The 23,478-nt window shown below is 70.5% G+C and carries 23 protein-coding genes and 1 tRNA gene; 14 read left to right on the top strand and 10 right to left on the bottom strand.

Features of this window, described 5'->3' with window-relative positions; all coding sequences use genetic code 11:
* The first annotated feature begins 108 nt into the window (after positions 1–108).
* A complete protein-coding gene (locus ACTWQO_RS30105) occupies positions 109–591 on the top strand; it encodes an Lrp/AsnC family transcriptional regulator (protein ID WP_301987480.1) in 483 nt (160 codons plus the stop codon).
* Between the two features lie 13 nt (positions 592–604).
* Here ACTWQO_RS30105 and ACTWQO_RS30100 read toward each other — a convergent pair whose 3' ends face one another.
* Both ACTWQO_RS30100 and ACTWQO_RS30095 read right to left on the bottom strand, forming a co-directional pair.
* Positions 605–1,195: a TetR/AcrR family transcriptional regulator gene (locus ACTWQO_RS30100; protein ID WP_443240512.1), complete on the bottom strand. Its 591-nt coding sequence runs from the start codon at positions 1,193–1,195 to the stop codon at positions 605–607.
* On the bottom strand, positions 1,192–2,709 hold the full coding sequence (locus ACTWQO_RS30095) for a 3-hydroxyacyl-CoA dehydrogenase (protein ID WP_443240511.1): 1,518 nt from the start codon (positions 2,707–2,709) through the stop codon (positions 1,192–1,194). Before ACTWQO_RS30095 ends, ACTWQO_RS30100 begins: the two co-directional genes overlap by 4 nt.
* A gap of 148 nt (positions 2,710–2,857) precedes the next feature.
* On the opposite strand from ACTWQO_RS30095, the gene paaN reads away from it, so the two are divergent.
* The gene (paaN, locus tag ACTWQO_RS30090; protein WP_443240510.1) at positions 2,858–4,549 is read left to right on the top strand and encodes a phenylacetic acid degradation protein PaaN; all 1,692 of its coding nucleotides are present in this window, start codon (positions 2,858–2,860) and stop codon (positions 4,547–4,549) included.
* Positions 4,550–4,618: 69 nt separating this feature from the next.
* Here the strand turns inward: paaN and ACTWQO_RS30085 are convergent, their stop codons facing one another.
* Genes ACTWQO_RS30085 through ACTWQO_RS30075 form a run of 3 tightly spaced genes read right to left on the bottom strand, consistent with a single transcriptional unit; the run spans position 4,619 to position 7,352 of the window.
* Positions 4,619–5,374 (bottom strand): TrmH family RNA methyltransferase, encoded by a 756-nt coding sequence (locus ACTWQO_RS30085; protein ID WP_443240509.1) that lies wholly within the window; start codon positions 5,372–5,374, stop codon positions 4,619–4,621.
* Positions 5,371–6,606 carry an HTTM domain-containing protein gene (locus ACTWQO_RS30080; RefSeq protein WP_443240508.1) on the bottom strand — a complete coding sequence of 412 codons (1,236 nt, stop codon included), beginning with the start codon at positions 6,604–6,606 and terminating at the stop codon, positions 5,371–5,373. The genes ACTWQO_RS30085 and ACTWQO_RS30080 overlap by 4 nt, the downstream gene beginning before the upstream one ends.
* Positions 6,603–7,352 carry a DUF5819 family protein gene (locus tag ACTWQO_RS30075; protein ID WP_443240507.1) on the bottom strand — a complete coding sequence of 250 codons (750 nt, stop codon included), beginning with the start codon at positions 7,350–7,352 and terminating at the stop codon, positions 6,603–6,605. The genes ACTWQO_RS30080 and ACTWQO_RS30075 overlap by 4 nt, the downstream gene beginning before the upstream one ends.
* A gap of 236 nt (positions 7,353–7,588) precedes the next feature.
* Between ACTWQO_RS30075 and paaA the strand changes: the two genes are divergently transcribed.
* From paaA to ACTWQO_RS30045, 6 genes are all read left to right on the top strand, one after another.
* Entirely contained in the window at positions 7,589–8,617 is a 1,029-nt protein-coding gene (gene paaA, locus ACTWQO_RS30070; RefSeq protein WP_443240506.1) for a 1,2-phenylacetyl-CoA epoxidase subunit PaaA, read from the top strand.
* A complete protein-coding gene (paaB, locus tag ACTWQO_RS30065; protein ID WP_443240505.1) occupies positions 8,614–8,901 on the top strand; it encodes a 1,2-phenylacetyl-CoA epoxidase subunit PaaB in 288 nt (95 codons plus the stop codon). The genes paaA and paaB overlap by 4 nt, the downstream gene beginning before the upstream one ends.
* Positions 8,898–9,617 (top strand): 1,2-phenylacetyl-CoA epoxidase subunit PaaC, encoded by a 720-nt coding sequence (paaC, locus tag ACTWQO_RS30060; RefSeq protein WP_443240504.1) that lies wholly within the window; start codon positions 8,898–8,900, stop codon positions 9,615–9,617. Before paaB ends, paaC begins: the two co-directional genes overlap by 4 nt.
* The gene (paaD, locus tag ACTWQO_RS30055; RefSeq protein ID WP_443240503.1) at positions 9,611–10,126 is read left to right on the top strand and encodes a 1,2-phenylacetyl-CoA epoxidase subunit PaaD; all 516 of its coding nucleotides are present in this window, start codon (positions 9,611–9,613) and stop codon (positions 10,124–10,126) included. The genes paaC and paaD overlap by 7 nt, the downstream gene beginning before the upstream one ends.
* Positions 10,126–11,184: a 2Fe-2S iron-sulfur cluster-binding protein gene (locus ACTWQO_RS30050; protein ID WP_443240502.1), complete on the top strand. Its 1,059-nt coding sequence runs from the start codon at positions 10,126–10,128 to the stop codon at positions 11,182–11,184. The genes paaD and ACTWQO_RS30050 overlap by 1 nt, the downstream gene beginning before the upstream one ends.
* 131 nt (positions 11,185–11,315) lie before the next feature.
* Positions 11,316–12,449: an acyl-CoA dehydrogenase family protein gene (locus ACTWQO_RS30045; protein WP_443240501.1), complete on the top strand. Its 1,134-nt coding sequence runs from the start codon at positions 11,316–11,318 to the stop codon at positions 12,447–12,449.
* A gap of 159 nt (positions 12,450–12,608) precedes the next feature.
* Here the strand turns inward: ACTWQO_RS30045 and ACTWQO_RS30040 are convergent, their stop codons facing one another.
* The 4 genes from ACTWQO_RS30040 to ACTWQO_RS30025 all read right to left on the bottom strand — a co-directional run bounded on the left by ACTWQO_RS30040 (position 12,609) and on the right by ACTWQO_RS30025 (position 16,004).
* Complete coding sequence (locus ACTWQO_RS30040; protein ID WP_443240563.1) at positions 12,609–12,938, bottom strand: rhodanese-like domain-containing protein; 330 nt, start codon at positions 12,936–12,938, stop codon at positions 12,609–12,611.
* Between the two features lie 88 nt (positions 12,939–13,026).
* Positions 13,027–13,932 carry a hypothetical protein gene (locus ACTWQO_RS30035; RefSeq protein ID WP_443240500.1) on the bottom strand — a complete coding sequence of 302 codons (906 nt, stop codon included), beginning with the start codon at positions 13,930–13,932 and terminating at the stop codon, positions 13,027–13,029.
* 129 nt (positions 13,933–14,061) lie between these two features.
* Complete coding sequence (locus ACTWQO_RS30030; RefSeq protein ID WP_443240499.1) at positions 14,062–15,495, bottom strand: DUF2252 domain-containing protein; 1,434 nt, start codon at positions 15,493–15,495, stop codon at positions 14,062–14,064.
* 146 nt (positions 15,496–15,641) lie between these two features.
* A complete protein-coding gene (locus tag ACTWQO_RS30025) occupies positions 15,642–16,004 on the bottom strand; it encodes a winged helix-turn-helix transcriptional regulator (protein ID WP_362945746.1) in 363 nt (120 codons plus the stop codon).
* A gap of 122 nt (positions 16,005–16,126) precedes the next feature.
* Between ACTWQO_RS30025 and ACTWQO_RS30020 the strand changes: the two genes are divergently transcribed.
* Positions 16,127–16,780, top strand: a complete 654-nt coding sequence (locus ACTWQO_RS30020; protein ID WP_443240498.1) for an FMN-dependent NADH-azoreductase — start codon at positions 16,127–16,129, stop codon at positions 16,778–16,780.
* A 125-nt stretch (positions 16,781–16,905) separates the two neighbouring features.
* Here the strand turns inward: ACTWQO_RS30020 and ACTWQO_RS30015 are convergent.
* Positions 16,906–16,992: transfer RNA gene (locus ACTWQO_RS30015), tRNA-Leu, on the bottom strand.
* A gap of 472 nt (positions 16,993–17,464) precedes the next feature.
* Here ACTWQO_RS30015 and ACTWQO_RS30010 point away from each other — a divergent pair.
* The 5 genes from ACTWQO_RS30010 (at position 17,465) to ACTWQO_RS29990 (ending at position 23,446) form a co-directional block, all read left to right on the top strand.
* Positions 17,465–18,325 (top strand): FhaA domain-containing protein, encoded by an 861-nt coding sequence (locus ACTWQO_RS30010; protein WP_210573383.1) that lies wholly within the window; start codon positions 17,465–17,467, stop codon positions 18,323–18,325.
* Between the two features lie 10 nt (positions 18,326–18,335).
* Complete coding sequence (locus ACTWQO_RS30005; RefSeq protein ID WP_301982450.1) at positions 18,336–18,854, top strand: FHA domain-containing protein FhaB/FipA; 519 nt, start codon at positions 18,336–18,338, stop codon at positions 18,852–18,854.
* 90 nt (positions 18,855–18,944) lie between these two features.
* Positions 18,945–20,513 carry a Stp1/IreP family PP2C-type Ser/Thr phosphatase gene (locus tag ACTWQO_RS30000; protein WP_443240562.1) on the top strand — a complete coding sequence of 523 codons (1,569 nt, stop codon included), beginning with the start codon at positions 18,945–18,947 and terminating at the stop codon, positions 20,511–20,513.
* Between the two features lie 27 nt (positions 20,514–20,540).
* Positions 20,541–21,980 (top strand): FtsW/RodA/SpoVE family cell cycle protein, encoded by a 1,440-nt coding sequence (locus tag ACTWQO_RS29995; protein ID WP_443240497.1) that lies wholly within the window; start codon positions 20,541–20,543, stop codon positions 21,978–21,980.
* On the top strand, positions 21,977–23,446 hold the full coding sequence (locus tag ACTWQO_RS29990; protein WP_443240496.1) for a peptidoglycan D,D-transpeptidase FtsI family protein: 1,470 nt from the start codon (positions 21,977–21,979) through the stop codon (positions 23,444–23,446). Before ACTWQO_RS29995 ends, ACTWQO_RS29990 begins: the two co-directional genes overlap by 4 nt.
* Positions 23,447–23,478 lie beyond the last annotated feature (32 nt).

The following is a 23,478-nucleotide window of genomic DNA, read 5'->3' as shown; positions in this document are numbered from 1 at the left end:
CATTTTGGCTACAGGCACCTTCAGGCTGTGGACAAACGGTTCTCCACAGCCTGAGATGGACGCAGTACGTCCATGGTAGAGAGGCGGGGGGACATGGCACCTGAACAAATGGCCGAGGGTCCCGAGGGCAGCACCCTGCCGCCTGCGCGGCCTCTCGACGCCATCGATCAGGACATCCTGCAGATGCTCCAGGCGGATGGCCGCGCGTCGATACGGTCGGTGGCCGAGCGTGTCCATGTCTCGCGCGCCAACGCCTACGCTCGGATCAACCGCCTCATCGAGGACGGCGTCATCCGGGGCTTCGGGGCCCGTGTGGACCATGAGCGCGCGGGCCAGGGGACGTCGGCGTACATCACCCTGAAGATCGTCCAGAACACCTGGCGCACGGTGCGCGAGCAACTCAAGCAGCTCCCCGGCGCAGCTCACATCGCCCTGGTGGGCGGAGACTTCGACGTGCTGCTGCTGGTGCACACGTCCGACAACCGGGCGCTGCGGGAGCTGGTACTGACCCGCATCCAGGCGATCCCCGAGGTGCTCAGCACCCGCACGCTGCTGGTGTTCGAGGAGGAGGACCTGGAGCCGCAGGCCTGACCCGGGCGTCCGGCTAGGAGGACTTGCGCAGTCCCCCGAACACCAACTGCGCGACCGCGTCGGCCACTTCGCGCTCGTTCATGCCGCGCCCGTCCGGCCGGTACCACTCGACGATCGAGTTGATCATCCCGAAGACCAGCCGGGTCGCGAGACGCACCTCCACATCACCGCGCACATCCCCGTCGGCGGCTGCCGCCTTCAGCAGCTCGGCGACCCGGTGGTCGAAGTCGCGGCGCTGCTCCAGGGCCCATCGCTCGGTGTCCGTGTTGCCGCGCACGCGCAGCAGCAGCGTCACATACGGCAGGTCGGCGATCAGCACCTCGACCATGCGCCGCACGACGTACTCCAGGCGCTCGGCGGCACGCCCCACGCGCGCGTGCTCCTCGTCGAGGATCCCGAAGAGCCCGTCCAGCGCCCGGCTCACCGCGCGGCGCAGCAGCTCCTCCTTGCCGGCGACGTGGTGGTAGATCGACGACTTGGAGATGCCGGCCGCCTTGGAGAGGTGCTCCATGGAGGTGCCGTCGTAGCCGCGCTCGTTGAAGACCTGCACGGCGACGGTGAGCAGCGACTCCGGGGTGTACGTGTCCCGCTTCGCGGTGGTCATGACGTGCTGCCCTCCCGCTTGTCGGAGGCGTACGCATGGCGGTAGAGCGCGAGTGAGGGCGCGTAACGCCCCGAGGGGTCGCGCAGATGCAGGTCGTCGAGGAGGGCGTACGCCCAGTTGCGGCCGAGTCTGCGGCTCCATTCGAAGGGGCCCAGGGGGTAGTTCACGCCCAGCCGCATCGCGGTGTCGATGTCCTCCTCGGTGGCCACCCCCTTGGCGACGGCGTCGTGCGCCAGGTCGACGATCCGCGCGACCGTGCGGGCGACGATCATGCCGGGTACGTCGCCGATGATGCTGACGTCCTTGCCGAGCATCTGGAAGAGGCCGATCGCCTCGGTGAGGGTCTGCGAGGTGGTGTCCTGGGAAGCGGACAGGGCGACGCGGGTGGCCCTGCGGTAGTCGAGCGCGAGGTCGAAGTAGACGACGTCCCGGAACTCCACGGAGGTCTGGCCGTCGGCGAGCGCCAGCTGTCCGCCGCCCGGCAGCACCAGACGGGTGCCGTGGTCCTCGTCCTCCTCGCGGACGGCGATGCCCGCCTCGCGTATCAGCGCGAGCAGTTCGGCGGCGGGGCCCAGATCACCCTCGGCGACGACGTACGCGGGCGGCTGGGCGCGTTCCGCGGTGTGCGGCTCGGCGGGCTCGGCGTCCTCCCGGTAGTCGTACCAGCCCTGTCCGGTCTTGCGGCCGAGCCGGCCCGACTCGACCAGGCGCCGCTGGGCGAGCGACGGCGTGAAGCGCACGTCCTGGAAGAAGGACTGCCACACGGAGTGCGTGACCGACTCGTTGACGTCCTGCCCGATGAGGTCGGTCAGCTCGAAGGCGCCCATCTTGAAGCCGCCGGACTCGCGCAGGATCGCGTCGATGGTGGCGGGGTCGGCGCCCTGGGCCTCGTAGACCGCGAAGGCCTCGGCGTAGAAGGGCCGTGCGATGCGGTTGACGATGAAGCCGGGGGTGTCGGCGCAGGCGACCGGCGTCTTGCCCCAGGCGCGCGCCGTCTCGTACGCGCGCGTGGCCATCGTGACGTCGGTGGCGTGCCCGGAGACGACCTCGACCAACGGCAGCAGCGGGGCGGGGTTGAAGAAGTGCAGGCCGACGAGACGGCCGGGGTTGCCGAGCGCGCCGCCGATGGCCGTCACCGACAGGGACGAGGTGTTGGTGGCGAGCAGACAGTCCTCGCCGACGATGCCCTCCAGCTCGCGGAAGAGGTCCTGCTTGACGTCGAGCCGCTCCAGGACGGCCTCGACGACCAGGGCACAGTCCGCGAGGTCGGTGAGGCTCTCGGCGGGCAGCAGACGCGTGCGTGCCGCGTCCCGGTCGGCGGCGGTGAGCCGGTCCTTCTCGACGAGCCGGTCGAGACGGGCGCCGATCGCGGCGGACGCCTCCTGGGCCCGTCCGGGGACGGTGTCGTACAGCCGCACGGGATGGCCGGCGACCAGCGCGACCTGGGCGATGCCCTGGCCCATGGTGCCGGTGCCGACGACGGCCACGGGGCTGCTGAGGTCGAGTGCTGTCATGTGCGCGATCCTCCCGCACGGGGTTTTCCACAGATGCGGCGGACCCCCTTGTCCCGACCGATCGTTCGGTTACTCTAACTCTGTCCGGCTGTTTCTGCCCAGGTCATGAGCTCAAAGAAGAGTTCTTGAGACGAGGAGTTGGTCCCGTATGGCCGCCGAACTCACCGCGCACCAGCTGATCGCCGCTCACCGGCCCACCCTTGACCAGGCGCTGGAAGCGATCCGCACGCGCGCGTACTGGTCTCCGCACCCCGAGCACCCCAAGGCCTACGGCGAGCAGGGCAGTCTGGACGCGGCAGCCGGCAAGGCCGCCTTCGACGCCCTTCTGGGCACCCGCCTCGACCTCGGCCAGCCCGGCACGGACGACTTCACGGGCGGCGAGGTCTCGCCGTACGGCATCGAGCTGGGCGTCACCTACCCGCACGCGGACATCGACGTCCTGCTGCCCGCGATGAAGGCCGGCCAGCGCGCCTGGCGGGACGCCGGCGCGGAGATCCGTGCCGTGGTCTGCCTGGAGATCCTCAAGCGCATCAGCGACCGGACGCACGAGTTCGCGCACGCGGTCATGCACACCTCCGGCCAGGCCTTCATGATGGCGTTCCAGGCGGGCGGCCCCCATGCGCAGGACCGTGGCCTGGAGGCGGTGGCGTACGCGTATGTGGAGCAGGTCCGCACCCCCGACACCGCGGAGTGGACCAAGCCCCAGGGCAAGCGCGACCCGCTCGCGCTCACCAAGCAGTTCACGCCGGTCCCGCGCGGGATCGCCCTGGTGATCGGCTGCAACACCTTCCCGACGTGGAACGGCTATCCGGGCCTGTTCGCCTCCCTGGCCACCGGAAACGCGGTCCTGGTCAAGCCCCACCCGCGCGCGGTGCTGCCGCTCGCGCTCACCGTGCAGGTCGCCCGCCAGGTGCTGGCCGAGGCGGGCTTCGACCCGAACCTGGTGGCGCTGGCCGCCGAGCGCCCGGACGAGGGCATCGCCAAGACCCTGGCCGTGCGCCCGGAGATCCGGATCATCGACTACACCGGTTCGACGGCATTCGGTGACTGGCTGGAGGCCAACGCCCGCCAGGCGCAGGTCTACACGGAGAAAGCGGGCGTCAACACGGTGCTCGTGGAGTCGACCGGCGACTACAAGGGGATGCTGTCCAACCTGGCCTTCTCGCTGTCCCTGTACAGCGGCCAGATGTGCACCACCCCGCAGAACCTGCTCATCCCGCGCGACGGCATCCGCACCGAGGAGGGCCCCCGGACCTTCGACGAGGTCGTCGCCGACCTCGCCCGCGCGGTCGACGGCCTGCTCGGCGACGACGCGCGCGCCAACGCGCTGCTCGGCGCGATCGTCAATCCGGATGTGAAGGCTCGCGTGGACGCTGCCGCTGGCCTGGGCGAAGTCGCCCTCGCCTCACGGGAGATCAGTAACCCCGACTTCCCGGGCGCGGTCGTCCGGACGCCGGTGATCGTCAAGTTGGACGGGGCCAAGCCGGATGATGAGGCCGCGTACATGAGCGAGTGCTTCGGGCCGGTCTCGTTCGCCGTCGCTGTCGACTCGGCCGCCGAGGGAGTGGAGTTGCTGCGGCGGACGATCCGCGAGAAGGGTGCGATGACCGTCGGTGCGTACACCGTCGACGAGGAGGTCGAGGGGGCGATTCAGGAGGTGTGCCTGGAGGAGGCGGCCCAGTTGTCGCTGAACCTCACGGGTGGGGTGTACGTGAACCAGACGGCCGCGTTCTCCGACTTCCATGGGTCGGGGGGCAACCCGGCGGCGAATGCTGCGCTGTGTGATGGGGCGTTCGTGGCCAACCGGTTCCGGGTTGTTGAGGTGCGGCGGGAGGCCTAAGAGCTCGGGGGTGCGGGTCGCTGCGCGGCTGCGGGCAGTTTGTGGCTTGTCGCGCAGTTCCCCGCGCCCCTAAAGGGGCGCTTCCGTGGCCGTGCTCCAGTGGTAGAGGGTCATGCCCGCACTCGTCGCCAAGTTGTAGCTGGAGACCTGTGGGCGCATCGGCAGGGACAGCAAGTGGTCGGTCCGTGCGCGTAGTTCGGCCGACAGGCCGCTGCGTTCCGAGCCGAAGGCGAGGACGGCGTCGTCCGGGAGCTTCATGCCGCGGATGTCGTCGCCCTCGGGGTCCAGGGCGAACAGCGGCCCGGGCGGCAGTTCGTCGACGGTCAGCCGCTCCACGGCGGTCGCGAAGTGCAGGCCCGCTCCGCCGCGTACGACCGTGGGGTGCCACGGGTCGAGGGTGCCGGTGGTGACCACTCCGGTCGCGCCGAAACCGGCGGCCAGACGGATGACGGCGCCCACGTTGCCGAGGTTGCGCGGGTTGTCGAGGACGACGACGGGCGCGGTGCGGGGGGAGTGCGCCAGCTTCTCGAGGTTGGCGGCACGGGGCGGTCGTACGGCCAGGGCCGCCACCGCGGTGGGATGCGGGCGCGGCACGAGGGACCTGTACGTCGGCTCCGGGACCTCCGTGAGCAGGGCGTCGAGGGTGTCTCGTACGTCCGGAGCCAGTTCGTCGGCGAGAGCGAGCGTGGCCGCCCGGTCGACGGCCACCGCGACCGGGACAGCGGCTCCGAAACGCACCGCGTGCTTGAGGGCGTGGAAGCCGTCGAGCAGGACGGAGGCGTCGGCGAGCCGGTGCCAGGAGGTCACGGGATCGGCGGCGGTCATGCCGTGAAGCCTACGTGCGTGTGCTCGGGGTTCTCCGGGTTGTCCGGGGCTGACGCGTCCCCGGTCCGCTGGGCCGGCACCTTGGGGCCGTCCTTGCCCCGGAACACGCGTCCACGCGCGCGTGCGGCCCAGTCGCCCAGCCGGCGCAGGAACGACGTCGGCAGGAAGACCGCGTCCGCCGCGATCATCGCCAGTGAGAAGAAGGGCAGTCCGAGGACGACGGCGATCACGGCATGCTCGGTGATCATCGCCGCGAGCAGGACGTTCTTGACGCGTCGATGGAACAGCGTGAACGGGAAGGCGACCTGGACGGCCACGGTTCCGTAGCTCACGAGCATCACCGCCGTGCCGCTGGCCGACAGCAGGTCGGCGAGGGCGGGCCAGGGTGAGAAGTAGTCGAGGTGCAGGGGGTAGTAGACGGCGGTGCCGTCCTGCCAGCGGGAGCCCTGGATCTTGTACCAGCCGGCCGTCGCGTAGATCAGACAGGCCTCGGCCATGATCACGAGCAGGGCGCCGTTGTGGACGATGTCGCCGACCACATCGAGCAGGATCCGCGGTTCATCGCTCCTGGCCAGGCGCCCCACGACCCACCACACGGCCAGGGCCACCCACACACCCCAGATGATCACCGGCACGGTCAGGTCGCCGTCGAGCTTGCCCGCCGCGGTCACGGCGACCAGCACCAGCCCGAGCACGCCCCACAGGGCGGGCCCCACCCGGTCCACCACGCGCTCTCCACGCGCGCGTGCCGCCCGCACGCGCCGTTCCCGGCGCTCGTCGAGCGACCACACCTGGCCGCAGCGCGTGAAGACGAGGTACAGGCACATCAGGTGCAGGACGTTGTCGCCGCCGTCGCCCATGAAGATGCTGCGGTTCTGCAGCGAGAGCACGCCGACCATGAAGAGCACGGACATGGTGCGGGTGCGCCAGCCCAGCAGCAGCAGGACGCTCGTGAGGACGGCGAGCGCGTACACGGCCTCGAACCAGAGCCGGCCGTCGGACCACATCAGGGCCGTGAAGGCGCCGTTCATCGAGATCAGCTGCTCGGCGAGGCCGAATTCCCACGGGCCGTCGGGGCCGTACAGCTCCTGGCGGTGGGGCAGCTCCCGCAGCAGGAAGAGCAGCCAGGTCGCGCTGAACCCGATACGGATCACGGCGGTCTGGTACGGGCCGAGGGCGGCCCCGGTGACACGGGCGATGCCGCGCGAGACGGCCGGTGCGAAGCGGTTCACCGGTCACCTCCCTCAAGGTCGCCGGCCGAGACCGACCACCAGGGCAGCACCCGGAACACCGGCTGGTCGGAAACCTGCTCCGTGCTCCACTCGGGCGGGCGGACGTTGGTGGTGCGGGAGCGCAGCTGGACCCGCTCGATCGTCTCGCCGCGCCCGGCCGCGTCGTCGCGGTCGAGGCGCAGCAGCACGATCCGGCGCAGATAGGTCTCCGAGAGGGCGCCGCGCAGGCCCGACGGGCGGTTCTCGGCGTCGTGGGTGGCGAGGAAGAAGTCCCACGCACGACGCAGTTCGTTCTGCTGGGTGTGACTCGGCAGCAGGTTGCCGTCGATGGCCCGGCCGTCCTGCGCGGACAGGTCGTACCAGCCGGTGGTCTCCCTGCCGCCGTCCGGCCTGCCGATCTGGGCGCGGACCTGGACGGCGATGTTCTGCTGCAGCGGGTTGGGCGCGAAGAGCTTCCAGTTCTGCTCGAACTCGGGATAGATCCAGTCGTCTATCGCCCGGCCGTGCTGCTTGGTGACCGTGTTCGACGGGGCGACGTGCAGGAACACCATGCCGATGTGGACACAGACGGCGACCGCGACACAGGCGAGCGCGAGCGCGGCGCTGATCTGGTAGGGGAGGGAGAGCGCGACGACAGCGGTGCGAGGGCCGGCAGCCGGTTCGTCGGGCGCCTCGCGCCCGTCCGGCTCGACCACCCCGCCCGCCCCGTCCGGGGCGTTCGAGCCACCGTCGTACGCGTCGTCCATTCCGCCCCGTTTCCCGATTCCGCTCAAGTCTTCCGGCCGCTTGGACGGGAACGGTACTCAGCCCCACGCGCCCGGCACACCCCCATCGGCCCGTCCGCCCGGTTGTCCACAGGTGATCCCGGCAGGTTATCCACAGCGGTTGACACCTTACGGCGCCCGTCACACCATGGAATCGCACGAACCGAACGATCGGTCGGGAGCAGGTTCCAGGCAGAGCCCAAGGTCGAGGGGGCCCCATGGCGACAGCAGCCGCGCAGCAGACGGCCGGCACACAGGCGTACGGCGCAGGAGACAGCACCATCGACACGGCGGCGTACGAGCGCGCCTTCGACGCCGCCGTGGCCGCCGACGAACGCATCGAGCCGCGCGACTGGATGCCGGACGCCTATCGCGCGACGCTGGTGCGGCAGATCGCCCAGCACGCGCACTCCGAGATCATCGGCATGCAGCCCGAGGCGAACTGGATCACGCGCGCGCCGTCCCTGCGCCGCAAGGCCATCCTGATGGCCAAGGTCCAGGACGAGGCGGGGCACGGCCTGTATCTCTACAGCGCCGCCGAGACCCTCGGCACCGGCCGCGACGAGCTGCTGGACAAGCTCCACGCCGGCCGCCAGAAGTACTCCTCGATCTTCAACTACCCGACCCTGACCTGGGCGGACGTCGGCGCGATCGGCTGGCTGGTGGACGGCGCCGCGATCACCAACCAGGTCCCCCTGTGCCGCTGCTCGTACGGCCCGTACGCCCGCGCGATGGTCCGCATCTGCAAGGAGGAGTCCTTCCACCAGCGCCAGGGGTACGAGCTGCTGCTCGCCCTCAGCCGCGGCACCCCGCAGCAGCACGCCATGGCGCAGGACGCGGTGAACCGCTGGTGGTGGCCGTCCCTGATGATGTTCGGCCCGCCCGACGACGAGTCCGCGCACTCCGCGCAGTCGATGGCGTGGAAGATCAAGCGCCATTCGAACGACGAGCTGCGCCAGCGCTTCGTCGACATCTGCGTCCCCCAGGCCGAGTCCCTGGGCCTCACGCTCCCCGACCCGGACCTGCGGTGGAACGAGGAGCGGGGGCACCACGACTTCGGCCCGATCGACTGGTCGGAGTTCTGGGCCGTCCTCAAGGGCAACGGCCCGTGCAACGAACAGCGCATCACCCAGCGCAGGCAGGCGCACGACGAAGGCGCATGGGTCCGGGAGGCCGCCGCGGCGTACGCGGCCAAGCACACGGCTCCTTCCCCGCGCGCCCATGAGACGGGAGCGGCACTCGCATGACGAACACCGACTGGCCCCTGTGGGAGGTCTTCGTACGCTCCCGCCGCGGCCTCTCGCACACCCACGCCGGCAGCCTGCACGCGCCGGACGCGGAGCTCGCCCTGCGCAACGCGCGCGATCTGTACACCCGGCGCGGCGAGGGCGTCTCGATCTGGGTCGTGCCGTCGTCCGCGATCACGGCGTCCTCGCCGGACGAGAAGGACCCGTTCTTCGAGCCGTCCGCCGACAAGCCGTACCGGCACCCGACGTTCTACGACATCCCGGAAGGGGTGAAGCACCTGTGACCGTCGCCGTTCCCACCACGGCCGCGCTCGCCCTCGGCGACGACGCGCTGGTGCTCTCCCACCGCCTGGGCGAGTGGGCGGGCCACGCGCCCGTGCTCGAGGAGGAGGTCGCCCTCGCCAATATCGCCCTCGACCTGCTGGGCCAGGCCCGGGTGCTGCTGTCGATGGTCGGCGACGAGGACGAGCTGGCCTATCTGCGCGAGGAGCGCGCCTTCCGCAACCTCCAACTGGTCGAGCAGCCGAACGGCGACTTCGCCCACACCATCGTCCGCCAGCTGTACTTCTCCACCTACCAGCACCTGCTCTACGCCCGCCTTGCCACCGCGGACGGCCCCTTCGCACCGCTCGCCGCGAAGGCCGTCAAGGAGGTCGCCTACCACCGCGACCACGCCGAGCAGTGGACCCTGCGGCTCGGCGACGGCACAGAGGTCAGCCATGAGCGGACGCAGCGCGCGTGCGAGGCGCTGTGGCGGTTCACCGGCGAGATGTTCCGGCCGGTCGAGGGCCTGGATGTGGACGCGGACGAGTTGCAGGCTGCCTGGCTGAAGTCCGTGTCCAGCGTCCTTGACCGCGCCACCCTGACCGTCCCGGAAGGGCCGCGGTCCGGTGCGTGGACCGCCGGGGCGGGCCGTCAGGGCCTGCACAGCGAGCCCTTCGGGCGGATGCTCGCCGAGATGCAGCATCTGCACCGCAGCCACCCGGGGGCGTCATGGTGACCCTCACCGCCCTGGAGGCGGAACTCCTCGAGGTCGCCGGTGCGGTGCCCGACCCCGAGCTGCCCGTGCTCACCCTCCAGGAGCTGGGCGTCCTGCGCGCGGTGCACGTCCGCGGCACGGACGCGGTCGAGGTCGAACTGACCCCGACGTACACCGGCTGCCCGGCGATCGAGGCGATGTCCATGGACATAGAGCAGGCGCTGCACGAGCACGGCATACGGCAGGTGTCGGTCCGTACGGTGCTCTCGCCCGCCTGGTCGACGGACGACATCTCGGCCGAAGGGCGCCGCAAACTGCGGGAGTTCGGCATCGCGCCGCCGCGGGTGCGGGAGGCGTCGGAGCCGGTGCTGATCGAGCTGGGCCCGACCCGCACCACGGATCCCGTTCTCTGCCCGCACTGCGGATCGGCGGACACCGAGCTGCTCAGCCGGTTCTCCTCCACCGCGTGCAAGGCGCTGCGGCGGTGTCTGTCCTGCCGTGAACCGTTCGACCACTTCAAGGAGTTGTGATGGCCCGCTTCCACACGCTCCCGGTGACCGCCGTCGACCGGCTCACCGACGACTCCGTTGCCGTCACCCTCACCGTCCCCCCGGAACTGCGGGAGGAGTACCGGTACGCCCCGGGCCAGCATCTCGCGCTGCGCCGCAGGGTCGACGGTACGGAGATACGGCGGACCTACTCGATCTGCTCCCCGGCGCCCGGCCCCGAGGGCCCACGGTCCCTGCGGGTCGGGGTGCGGCTGGTGGAGGGCGGGGCCTTCTCGACGTACGCGCTCAAGGAGATCAACGTCGGTGACGAGCTGGAGGTGATGACCCCGGCCGGCCGTTTCACGCTGGAGCCCGCGCCCGGTATTTATGCCGCGATCGTCGGCGGCAGTGGCATCACCCCGGTCCTGTCGATCGTCTCGACGCTGCTGGCGCGTGAGCCCGGGGCCCGGTTCTGCCTGATCCGCAGCGACCGTACATCCGCCTCGACGATGTTCCTGGAGGAGGTCGCCGACCTGAAGGACCGCTACCCCGAGCGGCTGCAGTTGGTGACGGTGCTCTCCCGGGAGGAACAGCAGGCGGGTCTGCCGTCCGGGCGGCTCGACCAGGACCGGCTCACCGGGCTGCTGCCGGCGTTGCTGCCGGTGGAAGACGTGGCGGGCTGGTTCCTGTGCGGGCCGTTCGGTCTGGTGCAGGGGGCCGAGCGGGCCTTGCGCGGACTCGGAGTGGCCCGGACCCGCATCCACGAGGAGATCTTCCACGTGGACCCTTTGACCACCCTCGCGACTGCGGTCCCGGCCCCCGCCCACAGCGCCGTGACGGCACGGCTCGACGGCCGCGGCGGAACCTGGCCCGTCCAGGACGGCGAGTCCCTGCTGGAGACGGTCCTGCGCAACCGGCCCGACGCGCCCTACGCCTGCAAGGGCGGGGTGTGCGGGACATGCCGGGCCTTCCTGGTCTCCGGCGAGGTGCGGATGGACCGCAACTTCGCGCTGGAGCCGGAGGAGACGGAGGCGGGGTATGTGCTGGCGTGCCAGTCGCATCCGGTGACGGAGAAGGTGGAGCTGGACTTCGACCGCTGAGCGCTCCGCCGGCTGTTCCTTCGTCAGGGCCGTTACCGTCACCCGTCACTGCCCGCCCGTTCCCTTCTCCTAGAACCTGTTCTATCTTGACGCTCCGTCAGATCAGCGGATCCGCCGGAGGGACAGGGACTGTGGACTTCACCTTCACCGAGGAGCAGCAGGCGGCGGCCGAGGCGGCGCGGGGGGTGTTCGGCGGGGTCGCGCCGGATGCCGTGCCGAGCCCGGCGCTCACCCTGGGCGCCGTGGCCGACGACTTCGACCGGGAGCTGTGGGCCAGGCTCGCCGACGCGGATCTGCTGAGCCTGCTCCTCTCCCCGGAGTACGGCGGGGCGGGCCTCGACGCCGTCGCGCTGTGCCCCGTCCTGCGGGAGTCGGCGAAGGTGCTGGCGAGGGTGCCGCTGCTGGAGAGCTGCGCGGCCGCCGCGGCCGTACAGGCTTATGGCGGCGAGGAGTTGAGGTCCGAGCTGCTGGCGCGGGCGGGGCGGGGTGAGGTGGTCCTGACCGTCGCCGCCGCAGGGCGTACCGGACACGACCCGGCCGAACTCGCCGCGACCGCACGCCAGGAGGGCGACCACTGGACGCTGGACGGAATGCAGACGGCGGTGCCCTGGGCGTACAACGCGGACTTCGTCGTCGTACCGGCCCGGACGGACGCCGACCGGACCGTCCTCGCGGTGGTGCCCCGGGTCCACGAGGGGGTGGTGCTCGCCGAGCAGTTCTCCACGAACGGGGAGCGGCTGGCCGAACTGCGCCTGGACTCCGCGCGGATCGCGGCCCGCGATGTCATCGACGCCGACGGCGCCTGGGAGTGGCTGCGCGATCTGCTGACCACCGGGACCTGCGCGCTGGCCCTCGGGCTCGGCTCGCAGGTGTTGCGGATGACCAGCGAATACACGGGCAAGCGGGAGCAGTTCGGGTTCCCGGTGGCCACGTTCCAGGCGGTCGCCGTGCAGGCCGCCGACCGCTACATCGACCTGCGCGCGATGGAGGCCACGCTGTGGCAGGCCGCATGGCGGATCGCGTCGGGGGCACCGGGGGCACTGCCTGCCGCCGGAGACGTGGCCGTCGCGAAGATCTGGGCGGGGGACGGCGTACGGCGGATCGTGCAGACCGCGCAGCATCTGCACGGCGGTTTCGGTGCCGACACCGACTATCCGCTGCACCGGTATCACGCCTGGGCCAAGCACCTGGAGCTGTCGCTCGGCCCGGCGGCGGCACACGAGGAGGCGCTGGGCGATCTGCTGGCGGCGCATCCACTGGGCTGACCCGCCGACACCGCCGACCGAGCCGCAAAAGCCCTGGCGGCCGCCGACCGAGCAGCGATGCCACGGCGATCGCCGCCCAAGTCGAGCCAGGGCGACCGCCGCGCCCACGTCACGGGGCCCGCGGGCCTGGAGCCCCAGCGCCTGTTCCTGCGGGCCGGCCTAGAGGACGTACCCGGGCTGTCCCTGGTCCGTCACGACCGGTCGGCCCGCGTGTGCCCACATCTCCATGCCGCCGTCGACGTTCACGGCGTCGATGCCCTGCTGCACGAGGTACATCGTGACCTGGGCCGAACGTCCGCCGGAACGGCAGATCACATGGACCCGGCCGTCCTGCGGCGTCGCCTCGGTCACCTCGCCGTACCGGGCCACGAACTCGCTGATGGGGACGTGCAGTGCCCCTTCGGCGTGACCCGCCTGCCACTCGTCGTCCTCGCGGACGTCCAGCAGGAAGTCGCCGTCCTTGAGGTCTCCGACCTCGACCGTGGGCACACCAGCTCCGAAACTCATGCCCCCGACGCTACCGGACCGTCCGCACGGCCCGACGCGGCTACCGCAGCGCTCCGCCAGCTGACGCGCGCTACCGCAGCAGCTCCGCCAGCTTCGCCTCGCGCTCGGAGACCTGGGCCAGCAGCTGCTCGGCGACCTCCTCCAGGAGGCGGTCGGGGTCGTCCGGGGCGAGCCGGAGCATGGCGCCGATCGCGCTCTCCTCCAGTTCGCGGGCGACGACCGCGATCAGTTCCTTGCGCTGGGCGAGCCATTCGAGGCGGGCGTAGAGCTCCTCGGCGGGGCTCGGGTGCCGCTCCTCGGGGACCGGTCCGGCGGCCCACTCCGCGGCCAGCTCCCGCAGCAGCGCCTCGTCGCCACGGGCGTAGGCGGCGTTGACCCGCGTGATGAACTCCTCACGCCGTTTGCGCTCGCCCTCCTCCTGCGCCAGGTCGGGGTGGGCCTTGCGGGCCAGCTCACGGTAGAGCTTGCGGGCCTCGTCGCTGGGGCGCACCCGCTGCGGGGGCCGTACCGGCTGCTCGGTGAGCATCGCGGAGGCCTCCGGGGACAGCCCGTCCCCGTCCATCCAGCCGTGGAACAGCTCGTCGACGCCCGGCATCGGCATGACCCGCGCCCGCGCCTCGTCCGCCTTGCGCACGTCCTCGGGGTCGCCGGTGCGGGCGGCCACGGCCTCGGCGATCTGTGCGTCCAGTTCGTCGAGCCGGGCGTACATCGGGCCGAGCCTCTGGTGGTGCAGCCGCGAGAAGTTCTCCACTTCCACCCGGAAGGTCTCCACCGCGATCTCATACTCGATGAGCGCCTGCTCAGCAGCCCGCACGGCCCGCTCCAGCCGCTCCTCGGGGCGGGGAGCGGCCTCTTCGGACGCGGCACCGGCGTCTTCGAGCCCGGGCGCACTGTCCTCGGTCTCGGGCACGCCGTCTTCCGGCGTCACCCCCGCCTCTCCGGCGCCGCCACCCTGCTCAGCTTCCGACCTCGTCACGCGACCAGCCTAGGCCACGCCTCGGCCGACCCCGGCGGCCTCGGCGCCTGAGCGCTCCGCTGGATATGCGGTTCGTTCGCCGCGGGCCGGTGCGGGCTGGTCGCGCAGTTCCCCGCGTCCCGCCCCCGGTCACACCCCCATCTCCGCCGCGACCCGCCCCGCCCGCACCGCCGCCACCAGCTCCGCGTGGTCCGCCTCCGTACGGTCGGCGTAGGCCACCGCGAACGTCGCCATCGCCTCGTCGAGTTCCTCGTTCTTGCCGCAGTAGCCGGAGACGAGGCGCGGGTCGGCGCTGTGGGAGTGGGCGCGGGCCAGGAGGGCGCCGGTCATACGGGCGTAGTCGTCTATCTGGTCGGTGGAGAGGGCGGCGGGGTCGACGCTGCCCTTGCGGTTGCGGAACTGGCGTACCTGGAAGGGGCGGCCGTCGACCGTCGTCCAGCCCAGCAGGATGTCGCTGACGACCTGCATCCGCTTCTGGCCCAGCACCACACGGCGGCCCTCGTGGTCCACCTGGGGTGCCTCGAAGCCCGCCGTCACCAGGTGCGGAACCAGCACCGAGGGCCTGGCCTCCTTCACCTGCAGCACCAGCGGCTCGCCTCGGTGGTCCAGCAGCAGCACGACGTACGACCGCGTGCCCACGCTGCCCGTGCCGACCACCCGGAAGGCCACGTCGTGCACCGCGTGCCGGGCCAGGAGGGGGAGGCGGTCCTCGGACAGGGTCGTCAGATACTCCTCCAGGGACACCGCCACGGCCGCCGCCTCCGCGTCTGGGACCTGCCGCAGCACCGGAGGGGCGTCGACGAAGCGCCGCCCGCCGTCCTCGGTCGGCACCGTCGACCGCTCCGCGAAGCGCCCGCTGGTGTTGGCCCGTGCCTTCTCGGCAACCCGCTCCAGCGTGCCGAGCAGGTCATGGGCGTCGGTGTGGGAGACGAGCTCCTCGTCCGCGATGGCGTTCCACGCGTCCAGGACCGGGAGCTTGGCCAGCAACCGCATGGTGCGGCGGTAGGAGCCGACCGTGTCGTGCGCCGCCTTGCGGCAGGTGTCCTCGTCGGCGCCCGCCTCCCGGGCCGCGAGCACCAGCGAGGCGGCGAGCCGCTTGAGGTCCCACTCCCAGGGGCCGTGGACCGTTTCGTCGAAGTCGTTCAGATCGATGACCAGGCGGCCGCTTGCGTCGCCGTAGAGCCCGAAGTTGGCCGCGTGGGCGTCGCCGCAGATCTGGGCGCGGATCCGGGTCATGGGGGTGCGGGCCAGGTCGTAGGCCATCAGGCCCGCGGAGCCGCGCAGGAAGGCGAAGGGGGTCGCCGCCATGCGGCCGATCCGCAGCGGTGTGAGTTCGGGAAGCCGGCCGCGGCTGGACTCCTCCACCGCGCTCACCGCGTCGGGGCGGGAGCCGTCCAGGTCGAGTGCGGCGTGTGTGCTCCGCGGCACCAGTCTGCGCAGCGCCTTCCCCTCTTCCTTCGGCGACTGCGCCCCCGCGGCGGACCACTCGGCGAAACCCCGCACGCCCGGCAGCCTGCGCACCGCCCCGGCCTCCACGGCAGCCCCCTGGACCGCCTCAGCCAAACCCGCATCCACCTGGGTCACAACGACCGCCTCCCCCGCACGCGCACGAACATCAACTCGTGCCGACCGTACAACCGGCGGCCAGAACGCGTCAGACCCTGTGGACAACTCCACAGCTGTGGAAAACCCGTCACCCGCGCCCAGGGCTAACAGCCGCCGTCCCGCTCACCCTCCGGCAGATGCTTCTCCGCCCACTCCCCGAGCTCCCGGAGGGCAGGTCCCAGCGCCGCTCCCGCCTCCGTCAGCCGGTACGACACCCGCAGCGGCGGCCCCTCCTCGACCTCGCGCACCAGCAGTCCCGCGGCGCCGAGTTCGGTGAGGCGGTCGGAGAGCATGCGCTCGCTGATCCCGGGGACGGCCCGGCGCAGATCGGCGAAGTGCGCGGGCTGCTCCACCAGCACGGACACGATCGGACCGGTCCAGCGCTTGCCGAGCAGCGTGAAGACACGGGTGATCCCGCCGTCCACCCGCTTGCACGTCGATTCGTCGTGAATCCGCTCACCCGCCATGGGGCCAGGGTACTGCCCCGACGTATGGGGATGAAAAAAAGTAAGTACCTGTGTTATCCATAGTCGAGTACGAAAACTTAGCCCGCCGATCCCGTGCGGGCACCGCTCTCTTTGGAGACCCCATGGCCACGCTGCTCCACATCGACTCGTCCGTGTTCCCCAGCGGAGCCTCCGCGTCCCGCGCCGTCACGGACGCCTTCCGCAAGACCTGGGAGGAACAGCACCCCGAGGGCACGGTGATCTACCGCGATCTCTCCGTGAGCCCCGTACCGCACATCACCGCCGACGCCCACACCGCCGGCTTCGCCGCCCCGGCCGCGCACAGCCCCGAGCAGGCGGACGCCTTCGCGGAGCGCCTGCGGCTGATCGAGGAGTTCGAGCAGGCGGACGCCGTGCTGATCGGCGCCCCGATGTACAACTACGCGATCCCGTCCACCCTGAAGGCCTGGCTCGACCACGTGATCCTGATGGGCCGCACCGCGGGCGCCGAGGACTCGAAGGTCAAGGGCACCCCGGTCACCGTGGTCGCCAGCCGCGGCGGCTCCTACGCCCCGGGCACCCCGCGCGAGGGCTCCGAGTACGTGCAGAACTACCTGTCGGCGATCTTCGCCGAGACCCTCGCCATGGACCTCGACTTCATCGTCCCGGAGCTCACCATGGCCCCGCACAACCCGGCGATGGCCGAGCTGGTCCCCCTCTTCGAGGCCTCCCGCGAACGCGCCCTCGACGATGCCGCCGCCAAGGCCAAGAAGCTGGCGCAGCGCTTCGCCGCGTAACGGCCTTCGAGGGGCGTCCACAGGGTGAGTCCGCGGTGTGATTGTCCTCTCACCCGCGGGCCCCCGTCCCGCCCGTCCGGGGAACGCAAAAGCCCCGCAGGTCCAAGACCTGCGGGGCTTTTGTCTGGTGCGCGAGGGGGGAGTTGAACCCCCACGCCCTTGCGGGCACTGGAACCTGAATCCAGCGCGTCTGCCTATTCCGCCACCCGCGCATTGGGTGTGTCCTCGGGCCCATCCCCCTTGGGTTTGGCGCCCTCCGACACGCAGAACATTAGCACGCCGGCCAGGGTGGGTTCACATCCCTTATCCCTGGGAAGCCGCCGACCAGCGACGTCTGTTCCGTCGGCCGGACCGGGCGGCAAACCTCCGAACCCCGGGCTACGTATCAACGTGTACCGGTTCACGTATCAACCTCGTACCGGTACCGGCCGTCTCCCCAGGAGCCGGTCGGGGTCCACAGTCAGGTGCGGGACACTTGTCTGCGGCCGCCTCTACGATCCTTGGCAGGACTGTGTCCCCGAGGGAGTTCGAAGGGGACCTGAGGAGGGAACTTCGTCAGGCGTCGACAACCGCCGACTGGGCCGACAGGGGGAACCAGCCGATTCACCGGCGCGTGGATACGATCAGTAAGCAGTACCAGGTAAGAAGCAGTACACAGGACGACAGCCTAGGAGGAGGTGCCCCATGGGAGTCCTGAAGAAGTTCGAGCAGCGTCTCGAAGGTCTGGTCAACGGCACCTTTGCCAAGGTCTTCAAGTCCGAGGTGCAGCCCGTGGAGATCGCGGGCGCGCTCCAGCGTGAGTGCGACAACAACGCCACCATCTGGAACCGCGACCGCACCGTCGTACCCAATGACTTCATCGTGGAGCTGAGCACGCCGGACTTCGAGCGGCTCAGCCCCTACTCCGGCCAGCTCGGCGACGAGCTCGCCGGCATGGTGCGCGACTACGCCAAGCAGCAGCGCTACACCTTCATGGGCCCCATCAAGGTCAACCTGGAGAAGGCGGACGACCTCGACACCGGCCTGTACCGGGTGCGCAGCCGTACGCTCGCGTCCTCCACCGACCAGCAGGCCCCGGCAGGCGCCCCCGCGGCCCCGCCGGCCGCCGGACGCCCCGGCGGCGGATACGGCTACCCGCAGCCCGCCGCGCCCGCGGGCGCCCCGCCCATGCCGGCCGCGCCGCCGCCCGGCGGCCGCCCCGGCGGTTACGGCTACCCGCAGCCCGCGGGCGGCCAGCGTCCCGCCGCCCCCGCGGCCGGCGGCCGCACCCGCTACTGGATCGAGATCAACGGCACCCGCCATCAGATCTCCCGCGCGACGCTGGTGCTGGGCCGCAGCACCGAGGCCGACGTGCGGATCGACGACCCCGGCGTCTCCCGCCGGCACTGCGAGATCCGGACCGGAACGCCCTCGACGATCCAGGATCTCGGGTCCACCAACGGCATCGTGGTGGACGGGCAGCACACCACCCGCGCTACGCTCCGCGACGGCTCGCGGATCGTCGTGGGCAGCACCACCATCATTTACCGGCAAGCCGAAGGGTGAAGCGGGGGCAATGTCAGAGCTGACCCTCACGGTCATGCGGCTGGGTTTCCTGGCCGTACTGTGGCTGTTCGTGATCGTGGCCGTGCAGGTCATCCGCAGCGACCTGTTCGGAACGCGCGTCACGCAGCGCGGCTCACGGCGGGACGCGAGCCGGCAGCAGCAGGCCGCCGCCCGTCAGGCGGCGCCTCCGCAGCAGCGCCAGCAACCCGCCGCCGGCGGTCGCAGGGGCCGTAACGCCCCGACGAAGCTCGTCGTGTCCGAGGGCACCCTCACCGGCACGACCGTCGCGCTGCAGGGCCAGACCATCACCCTGGGCCGGGCACACGACAGCACGATCGTGCTGGACGACGACTACGCCTCCAGCCGCCATGCCAGGATCTACCCGGACCGCGACGGCCAGTGGATCGTCGAGGACCTGGGCTCCACCAACGGCACGTACCTGGACCGGTCCCGGCTGACGACCCCCACACCGATCCCGCTGGGCGCGCCGATCCGCATCGGCAAGACCGTCATCGAGCTGCGGAAGTAGTACGACAATGAGCGAGCGGAGCGAGCACGCAGCGGCGGTCCACACCCCGGACCCCGGCGCGCTCCCGACCGGAGGGTGGGCACCGTGCGGATGTACCCGGAGCCGACGGGCGAGGTGCGCATGAGTCTGTCACTGCGCTTCGCCGCCGGATCGCACAAAGGCATGATCCGGGAGGGAAACGAGGACTCCGGATACGCCGGGCCCCGCCTGCTCGCCATCGCCGACGGCATGGGCGGCGCCGCGGCCGGCGAGGTCGCCTCCTCCGAGGCGATCTCCACGATCGTCGCCCTCGACGACGACGTCCCCGGCTCCGACATCCTCACCTCGCTCGGTACGGCCGTACAGCGCGCCAACGACCAGCTGCGCGCCATGGTCGAAGAAGACCCGCAACTGGAGGGCATGGGGACCACCCTCACCGCCCTGCTGTGGACCGGGCAGCGGCTCGGTCTCGTGCATGTCGGCGACTCGCGCGCGTATCTGCTCCGCGACGGCGTCCTCACCCAGATCACACAGGACCACACCTGGGTGCAGCGACTCGTCGACGAGGGCCGCATCACCGAAGAGGAAGCCACCACCCACCCCCAACGCTCCCTGCTGATGCGGGCGTTGGGCAGCGGCGACCACGTCGAGCCCGACCTCTCCATCCGCGAAGTCCGCGCCGGCGATCGCTACTTGATCTGCTCCGACGGCCTCTCCGGCGTCGTCTCCCACCAGACGCTCGAGGACACCCTCGCCAGCTACCAGGGCCCCCAGGAGACCGTGCAGGAGCTGATCCAGCTCGCGCTGCGCGGCGGCGGACCCGACAACATCACCGTCATCGTTGCCGACGTCCTCGACCTGGACACCGGCGACACCCTCGCCGGGCAGCTCTCCGACACCCCGGTCGTGGTCGGCGCGGTCGCCGAGAACCAGCACCAGCTGCACGACAACGGCATCATGCAGACCCCGGCCGGACGCGCCTCAGGCCTCGGCCGTCAGGTCCCCGGCCAGGGCGGCGGCGAGTTCGGCCCGCCCGGCTCCGGCGACACCACCGGCTACATCCCCGAGGGCAGCTTCGGGGACTACACCGACGACGACTTCGTCAAACCGCGGCGGCGCGGCAGGTGGCTGAAAAGATCCCTCTACGGCGCCCTCGCGCTCGCCGTCATCGGCGGCGGGCTCTACGGCGGCTGGCGCTGGACCCAGACGCAGTACTACGTCGGCGTCAACGACGAGCATGTCGCCCTGTACCGCGGCATCAGCCAGGACCTGGCCTGGGTCTCGCTGTCGGACGTGGAGAAGGACCACCCCGAGATCGAACTCAAGTACCTGCCGCCGTACCAGCAGAAGCTCGTCGAGGGCACGATCGCCGAGGGCGACCTGAAGCAGGCCCAGAAGAAGATCGACGAACTGGCCGTGCAGGCGTCCGCGTGCAAGAAGCGCTCCGAGCAGCAGGCGACCGAGAGCGAGAACAACTCCAAGACCGGCCAGGGCGAGGCCGGAGGCACCACGGGAACCACCCGTTCCTCCTTCACGTCCAAGGCGACACCGACTCCCACCAATCCGCCGGGGTCGACGGCTCCGAATCCATCCACGTCCCCGACCGCACCGACCCCCACGCCCGGCCCGACTCTCTCGGAGGAAGAGCAGAAGGTCGTCTCGCAGTGCGGTACGCAGTAGGCAAGCCGTGAGAGGCCCCGTCACACGATGAGCAGTTCTCCCAACACGTCGACGCACCACACGTCCACGATCGGCTCGATCGGAACGCCGAGCCGGCGCAACACCGAGCTCGCCCTGCTGGTGTTCGCCGTCCTCATCCCGGTCTTCGCCTACGCCAACGTCGGCCTCGCCATCAACGACGAGATCCCGGCCGGCCTGCTGAGCTACGGCCTGGGCCTCGGCCTCCTGGCCGGCGTCGCCCATCTCGTCGTACGCAAGTTCGCACCGTACGCGGACCCGCTGATGCTGCCCCTGGCCACCCTGCTCAACGGACTCGGGCTCGTCGCCATCTGGCGGCTGGACCAGTCCGAGCTGCTGAACGAGATCGGCGTGGCCGGCGGCAAGGCGACCAACCAGCTGCTGTACACGGCCATGGGCATCGCGCTGTTCGCCGTCGTGATGATCTTCCTCAAGGACCACCGGGTCCTGCAGCGCTACACCTACATCTCCATGGTCGGTGCGCTGGTCCTGCTGCTCCTGCCGCTCGTCCCGGGCCTTGGCGCCGAACTCACCTACGGCGCCAAGATCTGGATCCAGGTCGGCAGCTTCACCATCCAGCCCGGTGAGTTCGCCAAGATCGTCCTGGCGGTCTTCTTCGCCGGCTACCTGATGGTCAAGCGCGACGCGCTCGCCCTCGCCAGCCGCCGCTTCATGGGCCTGTATCTGCCGCGCGGCCGCGACCTCGGCCCGATCCTCGTCGTCTGGGCGATGTCGATCCTCATCCTGGTCTTCGAGACCGACCTCGGTACGTCGCTGCTGTTCTTCGGAATGTTCGTCATCATGCTGTACGTCGCCACCGAGCGGACCAGCTGGATCGTCTTCGGTCTGATGATGTCCGCGGTCGGCGCCGTCGGCGTCGCCAGCTTCGAACCCCACGTCCAGCAGCGCGTCGACGCCTGGCTCGACCCGATGCGCGAATACACGCTCAGCCAGGAGGGTGTCTACGGCCACTCCGAGCAGGCGATGCAGGCGCTGTGGGCGTTCGGCTCCGGCGGCACTCTCGGCACCGGCTGGGGCCAGGGCCACTCCGAACTGATCCGGTTCGCCGCCAACTCCGACTTCATCCTCGCCACCTTCGGCGAGGAACTGGGCCTGGCCGGCGTCATGGCGCTGCTGCTGCTGTACGGCCTGATCGTCGAGCGCGGCGTGCGCACCGCTCTCGCCGCCCGCGACCCGTTCGGCAAGCTGCTCGCCATCGGCCTGTCCGGCGCCTTCGCGCTGCAGGTCTTCGTCGTCGCCGGCGGCGTCATGGGCCTGATCCCGCTGACCGGTATGACCATGCCGTTCCTGGCGTACGGCGGTTCCTCCGTCATCGCCAACTGGGCGCTCATCGGCATCCTGATCAGAATCAGCGACACCGCCCGCCGCCCGGCCCCGGCCCCCGCACCCAACCCCGACGCCGAGATGACCCAGGTGGTTCGACCGTGAACAAGCCCCTGCGCCGGATCGCGATCTTCTGCGGACTGCTGATCCTCACCCTGCTCATCCGGGACAACTGGCTGCAGTACGCCCAGGCCGACAGCCTCAAGGAAGACCCCAAGAACCGCCGCGTCGCCATCGCCCGCTACGCCACCCCGCGCGGCGACATCATCGTCGACGGCAAGGCCATCACCGGCCACGCCACCACAAAGGGCGACTTCAAGTACAAGCGCACCTACAAGGACGGCGCCATGTGGGCGCCCGTCACCGGCTTCGTCTCCCAGGCCTACGGTGCCAACCAGCTGGAGTCCATCGAGGACGGCATCCTCACCGGCAACGACGACCGGCTCTTCTTCCGCAACACCCTCGACATGATCACCGGCAAGGCGAAGGAGGGCGGCAATGTCGTCACCACCCTCAACGCCGCCGCGCAGAAAGCCGCGTACGACGGTCTGAAGGCCCAGGGCGGCAAGGGCGCCGTGGCCGCGATCGAACCGTCCACCGGCAAGATCCTGGCGCTGGCCTCCTTCCCGTCGTACGACCCCTCGACGATCGCCGGCGGCAGCACCTCGGACGAAGAAGCGTGGAAGAAGCTCCAGAAGAAGACGAACCCCGACGACCCGATGCTGAACCGGGCACTGCGCGAGGTCTACCCGCCCGGCTCCACGTTCAAGGTCGTCACCGCCGCCGCCGCGCTGGAGAACGGCCTGTACACGGAGGCCGACAGCAAGACGGACTCGCCGCTGCCGTGGACCATGCCGGGCACCACCACCGTGCTGAAGAACGAGGGGAACATCCCCTGCAAGAACGCCACGCTCCGGGTCGCCCTGCAGTACTCCTGTAACACCGTCTTCGGCAAGATCGGTTCCGACCTCGAGAACGCAAAGATGCTGGAACAGGCCAAGAAGTTCGGCTTCACCGAGGAGCAGTTCACGCCGGTCCGCACCAGCGCCTCCGTCTTCTCCGACGACATGAACAAGTCGCAGACCGCCCTGTCCTCCATCGGCCAGTTCAACACCGCCGCGAGCCCGCTGCAGATGGCCATGGTCGCCTCGGCCGTCGCCAACGACGGTGAGCTGATGAAGCCGTACATGGTCGACGAACTCCAGGCGCCGAACGTCGACCCCGTCGAGAAGACCGAACCCCAGCCGATGAGCCGCCCGCTGTCCGCGAAGAACGCGCAGATCCTCCAGTCGATGATGGAGACCGTCGTCTCCGACGGCACCGGCAAGAACGCGCAGATCGAAGGCGTCACCGTGGGCGGCAAGACCGGTACCGCCCAGCACGGCGTCGAGAACAGCAAGAACCCGTACGCCTGGTTCATCTCCTACGCCAAGACCGACGAGGGCTCACCGGTCGCCGTGGCCGTGGTCATCGAGGACGACAACGCGGTCCGTGACGACATCTCCGGTGGTGGCCTCGCGGCGCCCATCGCGAAGAGCGTGATGGAGGCGGTCATCAACAGCAAGCGGTGAGAACCCCGTCACGTCGCCTTCACATCGGCGCA

It is taken from the genome of Streptomyces sp. 4N124, assembly GCF_052245395.1.
Lineage (GTDB): Bacteria > Actinomycetota > Actinomycetes > Streptomycetales > Streptomycetaceae > Streptomyces.
The sequence above is the reverse complement of the archived record's forward strand: the minus strand, read 5'-3'. Positions and strand labels throughout refer to the sequence as shown.

Excerpts from the sequence above, each read along its gene's own strand:
- ACTWQO_RS30075 (WP_443240507.1), bottom strand. The coding sequence starts at position 7,352 with ATGGACGACGCGTACGACGGTGGCTCGAACGCCCCGGACGGGGCGGGC.
- ACTWQO_RS30005 (WP_301982450.1), top strand. The coding sequence starts at position 18,336 with ATGTCAGAGCTGACCCTCACGGTCATGCGGCTGGGTTTCCTGGCCGTA.
- ACTWQO_RS30095 (WP_443240511.1), bottom strand. The coding sequence starts at position 2,709 with ATGACAGCACTCGACCTCAGCAGCCCCGTGGCCGTCGTCGGCACCGGC.
- paaD (WP_443240503.1), top strand. The coding sequence starts at position 9,611 with ATGGTGACCCTCACCGCCCTGGAGGCGGAACTCCTCGAGGTCGCCGGT.
- paaA (WP_443240506.1), top strand. The coding sequence starts at position 7,589 with ATGGCGACAGCAGCCGCGCAGCAGACGGCCGGCACACAGGCGTACGGC.
- ACTWQO_RS30100 (WP_443240512.1), bottom strand. The coding sequence starts at position 1,195 with ATGACCACCGCGAAGCGGGACACGTACACCCCGGAGTCGCTGCTCACC.
- ACTWQO_RS30000 (WP_443240562.1), top strand. The coding sequence starts at position 18,945 with ATGTACCCGGAGCCGACGGGCGAGGTGCGCATGAGTCTGTCACTGCGC.
- ACTWQO_RS30050 (WP_443240502.1), top strand. The coding sequence starts at position 10,126 with ATGGCCCGCTTCCACACGCTCCCGGTGACCGCCGTCGACCGGCTCACC.
- paaN (WP_443240510.1), top strand. The coding sequence starts at position 2,858 with ATGGCCGCCGAACTCACCGCGCACCAGCTGATCGCCGCTCACCGGCCC.
- ACTWQO_RS30025 (WP_362945746.1), bottom strand. The coding sequence starts at position 16,004 with ATGGCGGGTGAGCGGATTCACGACGAATCGACGTGCAAGCGGGTGGAC.
- ACTWQO_RS30010 (WP_210573383.1), top strand. The coding sequence starts at position 17,465 with ATGGGAGTCCTGAAGAAGTTCGAGCAGCGTCTCGAAGGTCTGGTCAAC.
- ACTWQO_RS30020 (WP_443240498.1), top strand. The coding sequence starts at position 16,127 with ATGGCCACGCTGCTCCACATCGACTCGTCCGTGTTCCCCAGCGGAGCC.
- ACTWQO_RS30105 (WP_301987480.1), top strand. The coding sequence starts at position 109 with ATGGCCGAGGGTCCCGAGGGCAGCACCCTGCCGCCTGCGCGGCCTCTC.
- ACTWQO_RS30085 (WP_443240509.1), bottom strand. The coding sequence starts at position 5,374 with ATGACCGCCGCCGATCCCGTGACCTCCTGGCACCGGCTCGCCGACGCC.
- paaB (WP_443240505.1), top strand. The coding sequence starts at position 8,614 with ATGACGAACACCGACTGGCCCCTGTGGGAGGTCTTCGTACGCTCCCGC.
- ACTWQO_RS29995 (WP_443240497.1), top strand. The coding sequence starts at position 20,541 with ATGAGCAGTTCTCCCAACACGTCGACGCACCACACGTCCACGATCGGC.